Origin of the sequence: Burkholderia sp. 567 (genome assembly GCF_040545115.1) — a bacterium.
GTDB classification, from domain to species: domain Bacteria; phylum Pseudomonadota; class Gammaproteobacteria; order Burkholderiales; family Burkholderiaceae; genus Burkholderia; species Burkholderia ambifaria.
Window position 1 is genome coordinate 789968 of the sequence record NZ_JBEPLG010000001.1, and the last position, 15303, is coordinate 805270.

Annotated in this window: 13 protein-coding genes, 1 tRNA gene and 1 pseudogene; 11 read left to right on the plus strand and 4 right to left on the minus strand. The window is 59.7% G+C overall.

What is annotated here, in order from left to right:
- Positions 1-8: 8 nt before the first annotated feature.
- The 4 genes from ABIC50_RS03735 to ABIC50_RS03750 form a co-directional block, all read right to left on the minus strand.
- Positions 9-335 carry a DUF2288 domain-containing protein gene (locus tag ABIC50_RS03735; protein ID WP_126227507.1) on the minus strand — a complete coding sequence of 109 codons (327 nt, stop codon included), beginning with the start codon at positions 333-335 and terminating at the stop codon, positions 9-11.
- An 81-nt stretch (positions 336-416) separates the two neighbouring features.
- Positions 417-2036 (minus strand): acyl-CoA synthetase, encoded by a 1620-nt coding sequence (locus tag ABIC50_RS03740; protein ID WP_354161629.1) that lies wholly within the window; start codon positions 2034-2036, stop codon positions 417-419.
- A gap of 376 nt (positions 2037-2412) precedes the next feature.
- On the minus strand, positions 2413-3105 hold the full coding sequence (locus tag ABIC50_RS03745) for a peptidoglycan DD-metalloendopeptidase family protein (RefSeq protein ID WP_229062027.1): 693 nt from the start codon (positions 3103-3105) through the stop codon (positions 2413-2415).
- A gap of 120 nt (positions 3106-3225) precedes the next feature.
- Positions 3226-4137: an aldose epimerase family protein gene (locus ABIC50_RS03750; RefSeq protein ID WP_354161632.1), complete on the minus strand. Its 912-nt coding sequence runs from the start codon at positions 4135-4137 to the stop codon at positions 3226-3228.
- A 158-nt stretch (positions 4138-4295) separates the two neighbouring features.
- Between ABIC50_RS03750 and ABIC50_RS03755 the strand changes: the two genes are divergently transcribed.
- From ABIC50_RS03755 to ABIC50_RS03805, 11 genes and pseudogenes are all read left to right on the plus strand, one after another.
- Positions 4296-4403, plus strand: coding sequence for a hypothetical protein (locus ABIC50_RS03755; protein ID WP_006750334.1), 108 nt, complete (start codon positions 4296-4298; stop codon positions 4401-4403).
- Between the two features lie 221 nt (positions 4404-4624).
- Positions 4625-5455, plus strand: a complete 831-nt coding sequence (locus ABIC50_RS03760) for an undecaprenyl-diphosphate phosphatase (RefSeq protein WP_354161635.1) — start codon at positions 4625-4627, stop codon at positions 5453-5455.
- Between the two features lie 175 nt (positions 5456-5630).
- Positions 5631-5707 (plus strand) — tRNA-Arg (locus ABIC50_RS03765).
- A 262-nt stretch (positions 5708-5969) separates the two neighbouring features.
- The gene (locus tag ABIC50_RS03770; RefSeq protein ID WP_244097648.1) at positions 5970-6755 is read left to right on the plus strand and encodes a hypothetical protein; all 786 of its coding nucleotides are present in this window, start codon (positions 5970-5972) and stop codon (positions 6753-6755) included.
- Between the two features lie 422 nt (positions 6756-7177).
- Positions 7178-7421 (plus strand): annotated as a pseudogene (locus tag ABIC50_RS03775) (IS3 family transposase); the annotation flags it as partial.
- Between the two features lie 292 nt (positions 7422-7713).
- Complete coding sequence (locus tag ABIC50_RS03780) at positions 7714-10221, plus strand: type VI secretion system Vgr family protein (protein WP_354161637.1); 2508 nt, start codon at positions 7714-7716, stop codon at positions 10219-10221.
- A gap of 55 nt (positions 10222-10276) precedes the next feature.
- Positions 10277-13225 (plus strand): SH3 domain-containing protein, encoded by a 2949-nt coding sequence (locus ABIC50_RS03785; protein WP_354161640.1) that lies wholly within the window; start codon positions 10277-10279, stop codon positions 13223-13225.
- A gap of 9 nt (positions 13226-13234) precedes the next feature.
- Positions 13235-13771, plus strand: a complete 537-nt coding sequence (locus tag ABIC50_RS03790) for a hypothetical protein (RefSeq protein WP_354161643.1) — start codon at positions 13235-13237, stop codon at positions 13769-13771.
- A gap of 12 nt (positions 13772-13783) precedes the next feature.
- A complete protein-coding gene (locus tag ABIC50_RS03795) occupies positions 13784-14035 on the plus strand; it encodes a PAAR domain-containing protein (protein WP_354161646.1) in 252 nt (83 codons plus the stop codon).
- Positions 14036-14103: 68 nt separating this feature from the next.
- Positions 14104-14580, plus strand: coding sequence for a TraB/TrbI/VirB10 family type IV secretion system protein (locus ABIC50_RS03800; RefSeq protein ID WP_354161649.1), 477 nt, complete (start codon positions 14104-14106; stop codon positions 14578-14580).
- A 334-nt stretch (positions 14581-14914) separates the two neighbouring features.
- Positions 14915-15145, plus strand: a complete 231-nt coding sequence (locus tag ABIC50_RS03805) for a hypothetical protein (protein WP_354161652.1) — start codon at positions 14915-14917, stop codon at positions 15143-15145.
- Positions 15146-15303 lie beyond the last annotated feature (158 nt).

The window sequence follows — 15303 nt, forward strand, 5'->3', positions numbered from 1 at the left end:
CGGACGCGTCAGGCGCGTTCCTGCACGCAGACCCACGGCGACACGACGACCGCCCACAGCTCGGGATTGCGCGCCGCGAAGTCGGCGGCCGTTTCCGCCGGCATGCGCGCGACGAGGCCGGAAGACAGCCAGCGCGTGACCTGTTGCGCATCGTCGCTGGCAATCGCTTCCGCGACGCTGACGAGATCGAGATCGCGCGCGACCGACAACAGCTTGCCCTGCGCGAAAAAGCGCTCGAGATCGCACCAGTCGATCTTGGCGGTTTCGCCGAGGAGTTTGGCGTAGAGCGGGCTGTGCGACGCGCCCGCGGCGGATTCGTGTTGGTCGGAGGACATCGTTGTGCGTTGGAAAGACTGCGTGGCGCCACTATAAACCATCCGGACGACCGTCCGGCGGCCCGGCGCGGCCCACGCGGTTCACGCGTCGCGCAGCGCGCGGCGCACGATCTTGCCGGTCGCCGTCATTGGCAGGCTGTCGACGAACGCGATCGCGCGCGGATACTCGTGCGCGGCCAGGCGCGTGCGCACGTGCGCCTGCAGCGCCTGGACGAGCGCGTCGTCGCCGACATGGCCGGGGTTCAGCACGACGAACGCCTTGACGATCTCGGTGCGCGTCGGGTCCGGCACGCCGACGACGGCCGCCATCCGCACCGCCGGATGCGTGAGCAGGCAGTCCTCGATCGGCCCCGGGCCGATCCGGTAGCCGGCGCTCGTGATCACATCGTCATCGCGGCCGACGAAGCGCACGAACCCGTCCGCGTCGATCGTGCCGGTGTCGCCGGTAAGCAGATAGTCGCCCGCGAACTTGTCGCGCGTCGCGGCGGGATTGCGCCAGTATTCGATGAACATCACCGGGTCGGGGCGGCGCACCGCGATGCGCCCCTCGACGCCCGGCGGCAGCGCCGTGCCGTGCTCGTCGACGATCGCGACCGTATGGCCGGGCACGGCCTTGCCGATCGCGCCGGGCTGCGCGTCGAACAGCGCGGCGCACGACGACAGCACCATGTTGCATTCGGTCTGTCCGTAGAACTCGTTGATCGTCACGCCGAGCGCGTCGCGTCCCCAGGCCGTCAGCTCGGTGCCGAGCGACTCTCCGCCGCTCGCGACCGATTTCAGCGCCAGCGTGTAGCGCTCGCGGGGCGCGGGCACCGCGCGCATCAGCTTCAACGCGGTGGGCGGCAGGAACGCGTGGGTCACGCCGTGCCGCGCCATCAGCGCGAACGCGGCCTCGCCGTCGAACTTCTCGAAGCGGCGCGCGAGCACGGGCACGCCGTGATGCCACGACGGCAGCAGCACGTCGAGCAGGCCGCCGATCCAGGCCCAGTCGGCGGGCGTCCAGAACAGGCGCGCGTCGCGCGGAAAGCATTGCTGCGACATCTCGACGCCCGGCAGGTGGCCCAGCAGCACGCGATGGGCGTGCAGCGCGCCTTTCGGCTTGCCGGTCGTGCCGGACGTATAGATGATCACCGCCGGATCGTCGGCGGCGGTGTCGGCCGGCACGAAGTCCGGCGATTCGGCCGCGAGGGCGGCGTCGTAGCGCAGCACGCTCGCCGCGTCGGGCACGTCGTCGCCGATGCAGTAGCACGTGCGCAGCGTCGGCAGTTGCGCGCGTAGCGGCGCGATCTTCGCGTAGCCGGCCGCGTCGGTGACGAGCGAGGCGGCTTCGCTGTTCGCGAGCCGGTATTCGAGCGCGTCGGTGCCGAACAGCGTGAACAGCGGCACCGCGATCGCGCCGAGCTTGTACGCGGCGAGATGGGCAATCGCGGTTTCGGGGCCCTGCGCGAGGAAGATGGCGATCCGGTCGCCGCGTTGCAAACCTGCACGCGCAAAGCTGTTCGCGAGCCGGTTAGAAGCATTCCTCAGGTCGTCGAATGTGATGCGCGACACGTCGCCCTGCGACGTTTCGTGGATCAGCGCGAGCCGTCCGCTGCCATCGGCCCACTTGTCGCAGACGTCCACCGCGATGTTGTAGCGGGCCGGAACCTCCCACTGGAAGCGGGAGAGCAGGTCGTCGTAGCGTTCGGCTGCGGGCAGCATCGCGGGTCTCCTTCATGTCGATCGACGGATCCGGTCGATGGTTTACATCAACATTTCACGCGACCTGACCACAATGGCGTGCGAGAGATAGGGAATGTGCGGACTCGTCCAACGGGGGCGGCTCAGTGCACGATTCCGCAATGACGCATAAGATCACGACAAAACAGTGATGTGACCATGGATTTGCTTTTGATAGCTGCGGGGTTCAGCCTGTTCGGAATCGGGGCGCTGGTGGTGTTTGCCAGCCGCGTCGATCCGTTGTCCGGCCGTTTCACCGGCCGTCTGCGCAAGCGCTGACACAACCTTCCCGATTCTCCTCGCGACGACATGCGATGCATGCCGGCATCGCGTGTCGTCCCGTCGATGCCGGGCGCGTTCAGCGCGCCGGCAGGTAGCGTGCCGGATCGATCGAGCGGCCGCCGTAACGCAGCTCGAAATGCAGCGCGACGCGATCGCTGTCGCTGTTGCCCATCTCCGCGATCGTCTGCCCCTGCGTGACCGACTGACCTTCCTTCACGAGCAGCGCACGGTTGTGCGCGTACGCCGTCAGGTAATCGGCGTTGTGCTTGAGGATGATCAGGTTGCCGTAGCCGCGCAATCCGTTCCCCGCATAGACGACCGTGCCCGGCGCGGCAGCCAGCACCGGTGAGCCTGCCGCGTTCGCGATATCGATGCCCTTGGATTTCGAACCGTCGAACGTGCGCACCACATTGCCGGCGGCCGGCCAGATCAGCGCGATGCTGGTCGCTGGCTTGACGGCCGATTCGACCGGCGCGGAAGGCGCGGGGCGACTGCGTCCCGCGCTGCCGGTGCCGGTGGTCGACGCGGTCGTGGTGCCGGGCGGCGGCGCGACGCGCAACACCTGGCCGACCTCGATCGAATCGGGGTTCGTGATCTGGTTCCAGCGCACGATGTTCGCCATCGACGTGCGATTCGCGCGCGCGATCTTGTAGAGCGTGTCGCCGCGCTCGACGCGGTAGTAACCGGGGCCGACGGGCGCGGAGCCGCACGCGACGAGCAGCGCGGCGCAGGCGGCCGCGACGAGTCGCTTCGTTGTTGTTCCGAACATTGAACCTCGCAAAACCCTGCCGCGTGATGCGGCAGGCAATACAAAACGTCAGATTTTAACGGGTTCGACCCGAGCGCCGCAGTTTCGCGCCCACCGCGCGCCTTTCGGCGTGCGATGGCATCAGCCCGCGAGCGGCAGTACGCGGATGCGCAGCGTGGCCGTTTCGGTCGAGCCCGGCGCGAGCATGCGCAGCCCGAGACCGTTGTGGATCGCGTCCGGCAGGCCGAGCCATGGCTCGACGCAGTAGAAGTCCGATTCCGGCTTTTCGGTCCAGGTCGTGACCGCGTACCACGGGATCGAGCCCGGTACGTCGAGCGCGATCTCGATCGTGCGGCGGCGGCCCGGCATCACGATGCGCACCAGCGTGGACGGCGCGCCGTCGAGGCAGTGGAAGCGGTCGAGGATGTCCGGATCGTCGAGCGTGTAACGCGCGTCGCCGCGTTCGGGCGCGCTGATGGAGCCGTCGGCGTGCTGCGCGCAGCGGTGCGTGGGCGGTAGCTCGAGCGTGGTTTGCGCGCGCTCGCCGCGCGGCAGCGCGAAATAGAAATGGTGGCCCGCGTAGTAGGGCAGCGGCGTGTCGCCGCGGTTGGTCGTGGTGAGCGCGACCTCCAGCGTGTGTGCGTCGGCGAGCCGGTAGGTCGTTTCGAAGCGGAAGTCGAACGGGTAGCTCGCGTGCAGCGCTTCGTTGGCCTCGAGCGTCATCGATAGCGCGGCGCCGTCGGCCGACGGTTGTGCCGCGAACGGCAGGTCACGCGCGAAACCGTGCATCGGCAGGTCGCGGACCACGCCGGCGGCATCGCGCCAGCGGCCCAGTTCGCCGTCGACGCGGTGGCGGCCGAGGAACGGGAACAGCAGCGGATTGCCGCCGCGCACGCGCGCGAGGTTGCTCCAGTCGGCCGTTTCCGGCCAGAAGATGATCGGCTCGCCGTCGACGTGCCACGACAGCAGGCGGCCGCCGAATTGCGGGGCGACCCGAACGAGCGACGGGCCGGCGTGAAGTTCGTGAATGTCGTGCTGCTGGAAGATCGGCATGGCGAATCGGTATGAACGGGGTGGGCGGGGGTGCGCGATGGCGCGCTCCATTATCGGGCCGCGACGCGGTCGGGGAAAACCCTTCTCGGGGAAATCGCGAGTTTTTCAGATTGTCAGCTGTCGGGATAATGCCTCTAAACCGGTGAGGTTGCCGGGTCATGACACTTCGAGGAGCGGCCATGGATCTGGCAATGGCAATGGGAATTGCACTGTTCGGCATGTTCACCGGCAGCACGGTATTGTTTTTCTACCAGCTCGGCCGCTGACGGCAATTTCTGCCGGAATCGAAAGGCCCGCCATGCAAATGGCGGGCTTTTTGCTTTCCGAACGCTTACAAATTGCAAGCGTTTGTGTGCATTGCCGCAATAACCTGCCAAATGCCTTGGCGCGGTAATCCTGGCTGGGCATAATCGGGGCGCGTTTTTTCGGACGCGCGCTGCGTCGTCCGCTTGTTCACCCGATTGCTCATCACTAAAAGGACCGACGCGTGAGTCTCTGGTTTCTGGTATTCCTGAGCGTCCTGCAGGGCGTTACCGAACTCTTCCCCGTCAGCAGTCTCGGCCACACGCTGCTCGTGCCGGCGTTGTTCGGCATGCACATCGACAAGCATGCGCCGCAGTTGCTGCCGTTCCTCGTCGCGCTGCACCTCGGCACCGCGCTCGCGCTGCTGTGGTATTTCCGTGCGCGCTGGATCGCGTTGATCAGCGGCTTCTTCGCGCAGCTCGGCGGCCGCAAGAACGACGACGGGCACCTGATGTGGGCGCTCATCATCGGCACGATCCCGACCGGGATCGTCGGCCTGCTGCTCGAGAAGCGCCTCGAGCGCGTGTTCCACGATCTGCGGATCGTCGCGGTCGCGCTGATCATCAACGGCGTGCTGCTGTGGGTCGGCGATCGCATCCAGCGCAGCCGTGCGCACCAGGCGCCGGAGAAGATGACGTTCAAGCAGGCGTTCTTCGTCGGCCTCGCGCAGATCGGCGCGCTGATTCCGGGTTTCTCGCGCAGCGGGCTGACGATGATTGCCGGGAATGTAGCCGGGCTGACGGCGGAGAAGGCGGCGGAGTTTTCGTTCCTGCTCGGCACGCCGATTATCTTTGCCGCGGGCGTGCTCGAGTTGCCGAAGCTCTTTCATGCGCGCGACCAGCTCATGGACGCGCTGCTCGGCGGCGTGCTGACGGCGATTGCCGCTTATCTGAGCGTGCGGTTTCTGATGCGCTATTTCGAAGGGCGCGGGCGGTTGGCGTCGTTCGGCGTGTATTGCGTGATCGCCGGCGTGTTCTTCCTCGGCTGGTTCATGACGCATCCGCAGCCGGTTTGACGGTTGCGGCGCCGGTCGCGCGTGGTATGACGCGATGATCGGGTATAATTTCGGGCTCGGCTTCATGCCGGGCCCGTTTCGTTTCGGGGCTTTGAGTTCGTGGTTGTTGGAGCTGGCTCGAAGCTTCGTGCGTTAAATGCGGTCCGGGTTTTGTGGCCGTGTCTTGTTCCCTCGACCGCCCTTAGCTCAGTTGGATAGAGCAACGGCCTTCTAAGCCGTAGGTCACACGTTCGAATCGTGTAGGGCGGGCCAGTCGAAGCAATGGGTTAGATCGTATTTCGAAGTCTATCCCGATCCTCAAAAAATTCCATGTAGGCGCCGTGTAGGTGTTCACGGCCAATGCAGATCCAGATTAGTCCATGTCGGAAGGGGCGTTGGAGAGCGATTGGCAGCGCCGCAAGCCGACGTGAGGGACTGCTGCCATCATGCATGCGATCCGCTTCAGTTCTGGCACGATATCGATGCTTGGGCAAGCCGGATTGGCCGCCGGTGATATAACAGAGCGGGGTGAGGAGTGACGCAACAGAAGGCGCCGCAGGAAATCATCGAATTCAGCGCGAAGTTGCACGAGACTTTGCGCGGCTATCTCGATATGGATAGCTGGACGCCAGTAATGGGTGCGTTGCTGCTGTCCGGTATCCAGCCGTCCCCCGACAGCACTGAATTACCGAAAAGCGGCGGTATTGGTCTTGACGGTGCCGAGATAGTTGGCTTTGGGACTGGCCAGTATCACGAAGCGCGAACAATCCTGAAGCAGTGGAATGACTGGTGCGAAGATCGCGGACGCGATTCCGAGATCGGAATGAAACCCATTGAGTTCATCGACTGGTGCGTCGAGGACGAGATCAAAGAGAGGTTCGCTGTCCACCATCGCTTCCAGTGGATCGACGTGTTCAAGGATATGGTTGGCTACCCGACCGGACATGTGCCGTTCGAGGTAGCTCTATATGCCGTGAAGACGGCCCAACCGCTTGAGCTGATCCTGGAGAAACTTAACGAGATTGATCGTCGTGCTATTAAGGCGGCGCGCCGTGGCTCAATTGCCGTAGTGCCTATAGCGTCTGGCGACGGGGACGCACAGGTTGCAATCAATCCCCTTCGTCAACACCTGACTACTGAAGAGCTTGCGTCTGCACTCGGCGTTCAGCCGCAGACGATCTGGACGGATGGGGTGCAGCCGAGAACGACGATGGAGAGTCGAGCGGTTCGTCGCGTGCCGGCGATTCAAAACGGCGTCGATAGGATTCGGTTTGGAACGGCCCGCCGTCATCGGGAAACGGATCGGGCGAACGGCGAGTAGGGTAGTCCGATGTCCGGGAGGATGCCGGCTGCGTATGTCGGAAAGCATGTAGTGCGTGATCAGGGTAGGGGGCTTGGGCTTCCCATTCGTCAATCGTTGGATCGAAAAGCTTGTACTGAGCGGGGGACGTAACAGCAGTAGGTGTAGGTGACGTTGGGGCGGGAGTTGGAGTTGCACGCCGCCTGAGAATTAGCAGGATGCCGGTAAAGATAAGAATCACGGCAGCGACATTGCCAATGGCGAAGGCAAGAGTGGGATGCATGGAGAGTTCCTGAGCGAAGTGCGCCGATGCGGGAGTGCAGTGGCGGAGCGGCCATCGTGGGCTGTGCTCGGGAAAGTGATATATGGGTGAATCTTTTTAGAATCGACCGCAGCGGTCGAACTAGGGGGTGCACGAGTTAGTTCTTGAACCGGATGCCCGCGTAGATACATGCCATCGGGAATTCTTGCTGGGCGGCCACGACGGCAGGCCATAGCGACGACATCGTGCGCGACGTGATGCTGGCTGCAGCGGAAAATCGATTTGGTAACGAACTGCATACCCCATCCGAAATCAGGTGTCTGAGCGACGACACGCGCTAGTTTGCGATGGACATCGGCCTGAAGCTATTGAGCGCGCCGTTGTGCAGCCCACAAAGTAACGGAATGGCCGAGAGCTTTGTGAAGGCGAAGTCGGACGCAACGGACTGCTCGACGTTATATTGCGACGGATAGGTACGTCGAGCGCATCAGCATGTGACTGTCCGGCTTTGGTAGGAAGTGCCGGCCTTAGTTTGCTTACTCAAAGCAACGTCTTTATAAGGCAACGAGCGAGCGCGTTTCCCACGAACGTTTGCTATGCTTTAATATCGAAATCGAATTGGCATTTTATTTCTATTTGCTTTCGTTAATTTTACATTAATATTATCGTCGAATTGTCTGAGAGCAATAGACGATTTTCCCTAAACGGGGTTGTTGCATGGCATCGGACATGCTGGATAAGGTGCTGCGCGGCGGTTACGCGCAGTTCGAACGTATCGTCAAACTTGACACTCCACTCGGCGACAACTGGCTCACGCCGCTGTACGTCAAGATTAAAGCGCGGCTTGGGCGCAATTTCGAGGTGACTGTCGATGCCTCATCGGTCGTCGGCGACAAGATCAAGCTCAGCGCCCTGATGCTGCAGCCCGTCACGCTCTGGATTCGCCAGATGGACGGCGGCTATCTGCCAATCCACGGCTACGTGCAACAGGCTCGCCGCCTAGGAAACGATGGCACTTTGTCGTATTTTCAGCTCCATTTCGCTTCATGGTTGAGCTTCCTCAAGCTCAGCAGCGATCGGCGCGACTGGCAAGAAGCCAGCGGCTGGCAGATTCTCACCGACGTATTCGACAAGCATCCGCAGGCTTCTGGTAACTATGGACAGGAACTGCGCGCGGCGATGCGCTCGTACTCGCACCGCGTGCAGTGGGAAACCGACTGGAATTTTGTCCACCGGAGTCTGGAGGAAGTCGGCGTGTTTCCGCGCTTCGATTTCGCGAAGGATGGCAAGTCGCACAAGGTAGTCATGATGGACGACCTGTATTTCGGGCCGTCACTGCCGAATTCGGAGATGAGGTTCAGCCACGCAGGTACCGACGAGGATTTCGACGGACTTACCCAGTTGAGCGAACAGCAGGACGCTCAAAGTGCGACGCTGACGCTCGGCACCGCCGACTACAAGCGACCTGACCTCGACAAACAGGTCAGCACGCCGGCGGCGGACCTGGAGGATTTACCCGGCCAAGGTGAAGACTATCTCTATACCGGCTCACAGACCTGGGCGGAATCCGACATCGGGCAACAGCAGGCCCGCATCCACACCGAGGAATGGGCCTCGCGAGCAAAGCGCTATTTCGCGATCGGCAGCCCGCGCTATGCGCTACCCGGCTATTGGTTCAAGGTGTCGGGGCATCCGGTTCTCGATGCCCTGCCGGAGGAAGAGCGCGAATTGTCGATCATCGCGAGCGACTGGCTGATTCAAAACAATCTGCCCGGCCTGGATGCGCTGACGCGGTTTCCGCGCAGCCTGCGCAGCGAGATCGAACAGGTCCAGGCGGCTGGCACGGGTGCGACCCTGAGTCACCGCGATGGCGGCGTCGGATTTTTCCACGTCGAGATCGAGGCGCAACGCCGCAAGACACCGTTCCGCAGCCCGTTCGAGCACGAGAAGCCTGAGATGCATCTGCAGACGGCGATTGTCGTAACCGATAGTGACGAGGAAATCGTCACAGACGACGGCAACCGTGTGCGGGTCCGGACGTCAAACAGCCGGAACGGTCGCAACACGAAATCAACGTCATGGATTCGCGCGGCAATGCCGGACGCGGGCGCAAGGCGTGGCGGATACTTCCCGTTACGCAAAGATGACCAAGTGCTCCTAGGATTCGTGAACGGCGATTGTGACCGGCCGGTCATCATCTCGAGGCTGCACGGGGGCGCGACGATGCCTGTATGGCATACGCATGGCCTGCTGTCCGGCTTCCGGTCTCGTGAATACGGCGGCGACGGTTTCAACCAGCTCGTGCTAGACGACGCAAGCGGCCAGAACCGGGTCCAGCTCTACACGACGAGTTACGCGTCGCACCTTCACCTCGGCTATCTGATCGAACAGTCCGACAACACGCGCGGCTCGTTCGTCGGGAGTGGCTTCGATCTCAAGTCGGAGGCGCACGGTGCGATTCGGGCAGTTCAGGGTCTGTCGATCTCGACCCACCCGGCCGCCGTACAACCGATGAACGTGTCGGCCGCGACCGATCAGCTCGCGGCTTCGGAAGCTGTGTTCGAGACGGTCTCGCAGGCGAGTGAGACGAATCGGGCCGAGAGCCTACGGGACGGCAGCGATGCGCTAAAAGCCTTTACCGAAATGACGCAGCACAGTGTCCCCGGCGCCACAAAGGGCGGTCGGACGGCTGGCGGAGGAACGGGGAGCGCTAGTGGCTTTGCGAAACCGGCGTTATTGCTGTCGAGCCCGGTGGGTGTTGGGCTGTCAAGCCAGCAATCGATTCACGCGTCGGCGAATCAGCAGGTCAACTTGGTGGCAGGAAAGAACGTCAACGTCGCAGCCGGGAAATCACTTTTGGCGAGCGTCATGGACAAGATCAGCCTGTACGCTCAAAACCTCGGGATTAAGATCTTCGCGACCAAAGGCCCCATCGAGATACAAGCCCAGAACGGTGCGTTGTCGATGTTGGCGCAGCAGGATGTCACGATTGAGAGCGCAAGCGGACGACTCATTATCAGAGCCGAGAAAGAGCTGATCCTGAATGTGGGCGGTTCGTATATCAAGATCACACCGAACATGATCGAGAACGGGACGTCTGGTCAGATTCTTGAAAAATGTGCTTCGTGGGACAAGCCTGGGGCGTCCACGATGACGCTCCGTGATCCGATCCACGGCACGCCCATATCCCCGAGTGGCGGTTACGCGGATGACTTTTCCGGCTGATCGGAATCGATTGCAAATAACAAGCCTGAGAGCGATTCACGACTCGATATACATCATGACGAACAAGCATTCTCCTCATCATCCGCCGAAGCAGGCAGCACATGCAGCGAAGCCGGCGGAGTCGGCCGTAGTGTCAGCGCAACCTGTTTATACTCCTCTCGCGTGGAGCTATCCGTTTTCTCCTGCGGGTAAGGAGGATGTCGGTGATCCGATGACTTACATGAAGGCGCTCGCATCCGCTGAAGATGGTTTTTATCCGCTTGGGGCGAGCGGCATCTGGCATGGTGGTATTCACTTTGATCAGAAGACTGGCGCTGCCCTGAAACAAGGCGATGGCGTGCGCGCGATTGCGAAAGGCGAGGTCGTTGCATATCGCCTCGATTCGAAGTATCCGGAGTTGGCTTACCAAGACAAACGCTACGCGCTATATTCGACCGGCTTTGTGTTGATTCGACACACCCTTCAGTTGCCGCCGGAACCTAAAAAACCGGAACCGGCACCGGCACCGGCACCGTCGAAGGCTCCGACCAATGCTGCCGCGCCGAGCGGCGCCTCAGCACCGGCTGGCGCCTCGGTGGCCAGCGCGACACCAACTGGTGCGTCGTCGAAGGCGCCCGCTCCGGCGAGTCCGCCACCCGACGAGACGTTGACGTTCTTCAGCTTGTATATGCACACGCTCGATTGGGCGAGCTATAAGGAAGCGCTAGATCACGCAAAGTCCGATCCCAAGGCGCCACAACTGAGACCTATGCTGTACTGGGAGGCCGACCGCTACTATCGGGTGGGAGACAAGGACAAGCAGGAGGTTCCGAAACCGAAGCCGATCGATCATGATGTGCTCGGAGATTTGATTAACGCTGATTTCGACATGAGTAAGCTGTCGCCGGAACAGCGGGCAGCCGACGAGGCTCCACCGCAGCCTGTCCAAGGTACTCGGGTGCGCGTCGCGCCCAACGGCAAGATTCTGGGTTTGTTGCCGAAGGGGACGGAGTTGACGGTGGACGAATCCGACAACGGCGGCACGCCCGGTTGGGCAAAGATCGGCAAGATCAAGTCCGGCAAGCCGGTTGGTGCTGTCGTAGGTCAACCGCCGTCGGAGCATTTGCCGTGGGGTTATGTGTATGTCAAGGAACTGCAGCCGGTGAGCCAGTCAGGCCCGGTTGATACAGTGGTCGTGCTGAAGAAACCGCATGCGGTCGAGGCGGGTGAAGTGATTGCCTATCTTGGTCAATATCAGCGCTACAGGGAAGCGAAACCTACGCCACCGCAACCGAATCGACCGTTGTTGCATCTGGAGGTATTCGCGGGCCCTGATTTGCCGAAGTTCATCGAAAAGAGCCGGGCGCGTGCGGGAACGTTGCACGACAAGACCTTTCTGGAAATCCTCGCGGGCGCGCAGCTCGTGACTGATATTTCGCGACCGGATTATCTTCTTGAGAAGGCGGGATTGAAACTGGCTCCGGTGAGTGATCCAAAATCGCGCTGGGTCAAGGTGCAGCCGAAGGTCGTGACGATGCCTGCCCCTCAGCCTGCCGTACCTGCGACGCCCAAGGGAAAACACAAGCCGTCGGCGAAGAAGCCGGATCCGATCGAAACAGCGACCGGTGATCCGTTCTGGGTCGACAGCAGCCTGGTTAATCAGACAACAAAGGGACCAGTTCAAGGTTGGAAAGAGTTTCCACTGAAGGTGAGCCGGGCGAGTGGTCCAGGTACGGATTTCCGTAACGTGTTCCGGGTGGTAGACCTCGACAAACTTGGCACGGGGAATTTCGCGCGAGAAGAGAAGGACGCGAACGGGAAAACCAAGCGCTGGTGGAATGTGAAGGTTGGTACGAAGGACGGCGCTACACGGCAAGGCTGGGTGCGTGAGGAAGATCATCCTCAGGCGAGACTGTGCGGACCGTGGGACTGGCCCGGATTCGAGCGAGTGGACAATAGTTCGATCAAGCCTGTCGAGATGTTCAAGCGCTATCTGTTCGTCGCAGAATTAGCGATGGGAGACGATCAGCAAGCCTTCAAGCCGAGTGCTGACCAATTGGCGACTAGCGACCTGATCCAAAAGCTAGAGAAGGCGATTGATAGCAATCACGATGGTAAGGTGACTGCAGAGGAGTTGGCCGCATCGCAGCAGACGCCGTGGCTAGCTGAGGCGATTTCGCACATGATCGTTAAGAGTGAGAGTGAGTGGGGTGGCAATATGGGGAAGTGGGAGGAAATCCTGCCTCATATGAAGCTCGTGCCATGGAAATGGCAAAACGAGATGGAAAGAATCAAGAAGCTCCAGTGGTGGGAGCAAATCAAAGGCGTGCAGGGATTCCCGCAAGACGCCATGCCTTGGCATTTTCATCCGATCGGTATTATCGGGAATTTCAAAGTGGGTTCGGGTACAGCATTAGATGAGCTCATAAGGAAGATCGGCGATATTATTGCGAGCGGGGAAGGAAGTTACGATGCTTATAACACTGGCACGAAAGATGTTCCCGGTGGACAACCCGGCCATGCTTATATACACGGAGGGCCTGCTGGTCTAGTTACGAAAAAAACCATCAACGAAATTCTTGCAACGGAACCGTTGTCCGGAACCGACCCAAATCGGATGTTTGCCACTGGGAAATATCAAACCACGTTCCCCACACTTAGGGCGGGAGTGGCTCGTCTTTCTCTAAGCGGAAGTGAAATATACGATGCTGAAATGCAGGAGCGAATGTTTCGGGATTTTCTGTTTGATAAGGCCGGCGGCGGCAAGCTTTCTGCGTTTGTAAAGCACGGTAAAGGAACTATCGATGATGGTGTATTTGGAGCCTCCCAAGAATGGGCGTCTATTGCAGTCCCCAATGGCTATCCGACGAATAAAGTAAAGAAGCATCCGGACGGAACGAAAGAGAGAGTTCTTTCTGATGGAACTTTGACTTATTTTCAAAACGAAGGTGCTGCCAATAAAGCGAACATGGCTTCCACTAAGAGGTTGCGGGAAATACTTGAGGAAATTCAGGGATCCAGGTAGGAATTTGACATGAAGAAAATATTTGTTTCCGTTGTAATTTCAGCTATTGCTGTTTTTTCGTTTGGTGTTGTTGCCAAGCAGGCTAAATCGGATGAAATAAAAAATCACCCGTATGCGGAGGTGAAGATTTCCTATGCAACATCGGATTTGACAAAGTGTTCATTTCAGTACAGCCCGGTAGATTTTTGCGACGATAAGCACGTTTCTGCATACAGTGAAGTACTTAAAAAGGAAGTGCCGAATTTTTATGGGCACTATATTCTTTTGGCATATCCTGAGTTCAAGGAGTATCACCAAAGATCGGTTGTAGCGATTGATGCCAAAACCGGAGTGGTCTACCCACTTCCGATCGATGCATTTTCTGGGTTTATGCATGGCAGACGTGTCGCTAAAGACGAAGGAAAAATAACGTACTCTGCCGATAGCAACAAGGTATGCATTAGTGGCGCGATATTGGTCTACAGAGCGTTCGAAGAGGGAAATTTCTGCTTCGAATTTGTCGGTGACAAATTCGTCGGACATCATACCGAATATATGTATCCTTGAGCGATACCTCTGATGATGAACCTAATTCGTATCGGTGATGACACTGATCACGGCGGCAAGGTTGAAACCGGCTCAAACACGATGCGTTTCGACGGCCGCTATGTCGCCCGCAAGGGCGATCGCGTGTCATGCCCGCAACATCCTGATGTGTCGCCCAACATCATCGAAGAGGGCGACGCATCGATGACGGATGACGGCTTTCCGATCGCGCGTCACGGCCATCGCGCCACGTGTGGCTGTCACCTGATTTCAAGTCTCGTATGATCGGATCAAGACACTGCGTTCGCCCACATGTGGCTGGCGCCGACTTATCAGCAAAGGAAAAGCTTGTCGTGAAGTTGCCTCTGATCATCCTGTCGTGCGTGATGATGTTGGTGCTCTCAGGTGGAGCGTTGGCCCAAGCCACCGATGGCTCTGATCCGGATGCGCCCATCGTGGCGAAGTTTCATCGCATCCGACCGTACGAAATCGTGGAGGGTACGCCCATCGATGTAGGTTTGGAAACGGGCGATCCCGGAATCGGCGGCATGATGATCGGCATCGTGTCTCTCAACGTCTATGACCGCTTCGGAAACGTTGCCATTCCCAAGGGAAGCAAGCTGATCGGACAAACGATCAGGCAGGTGAACGACCGCCGCGAGGTTCAGTGGAACGGCTTGCAACTGCCAGGCACAGCTACTTTACAACTTGATCCGCCGCTTGAGGGTTGTATGCCGGACGGATCGGCCGGCATCACTGTTACCGCTCTTGGACGGCCAGGCTCGAGTGTTGCAGCCCTCGTGACGAAGGCTTTCATCGTTCCGCACTGAACGGATATCCGCCATCACTTCTCCCAGCTTGAATTGGAAGTTGCAGTATGTCGTGCGATTGAGTCAGACTGTGAACAGATAATTCGAAACCATATTACGGAGAATCATGAAAGCGTTGATATTGGCATGTTCGGCTGTGGTTGCTCTGACTGCCTGCAGTGAATCGGACCAGTCGCCTACAGTATCGCCTGTATCCAGCCCTAATGCGCAACCAGTTTCGGACGTTAGCGCGCAGCCGTAGTCAGTAGACGTTTGGGCCGACCTTAAACCAGAAACATTCCGAAAGCAGTACGACGAGCTAGCAACGGCCGATGGGGATGACACGATCAGGCGGATGAGTAAGACAAAGGATGGAATTGCAGTAACGCTCAATGACGAGCGTTTTCAGAGAGGGATAGCCGAACTGAAGAAGCTCGATTTGGCGAATGGGCATTTCGAGAGCCACCTTGGAATTCGCCTTTACGTCGACGGTGCTGGCAAGATTATAAGGATTGGCCTGACAGGAGACCGATCCGATCCCGTCAATCTCATGCGCTTTGTCGGTGCCGTGGGCCATAGTCAATAATATGCTGAACCCGGGCTTGGATGAAAAGGCGAATACGGACTTTCTCGCGTCTCTAAGCCTTATGAGGGGCGATGCCGACGCGTCCATCGGGCAGCCGGTTTCTGCATTCAATCACGGCGGAGCATTCGCATGTATTTCAATGCCTCCTGAACAAACGA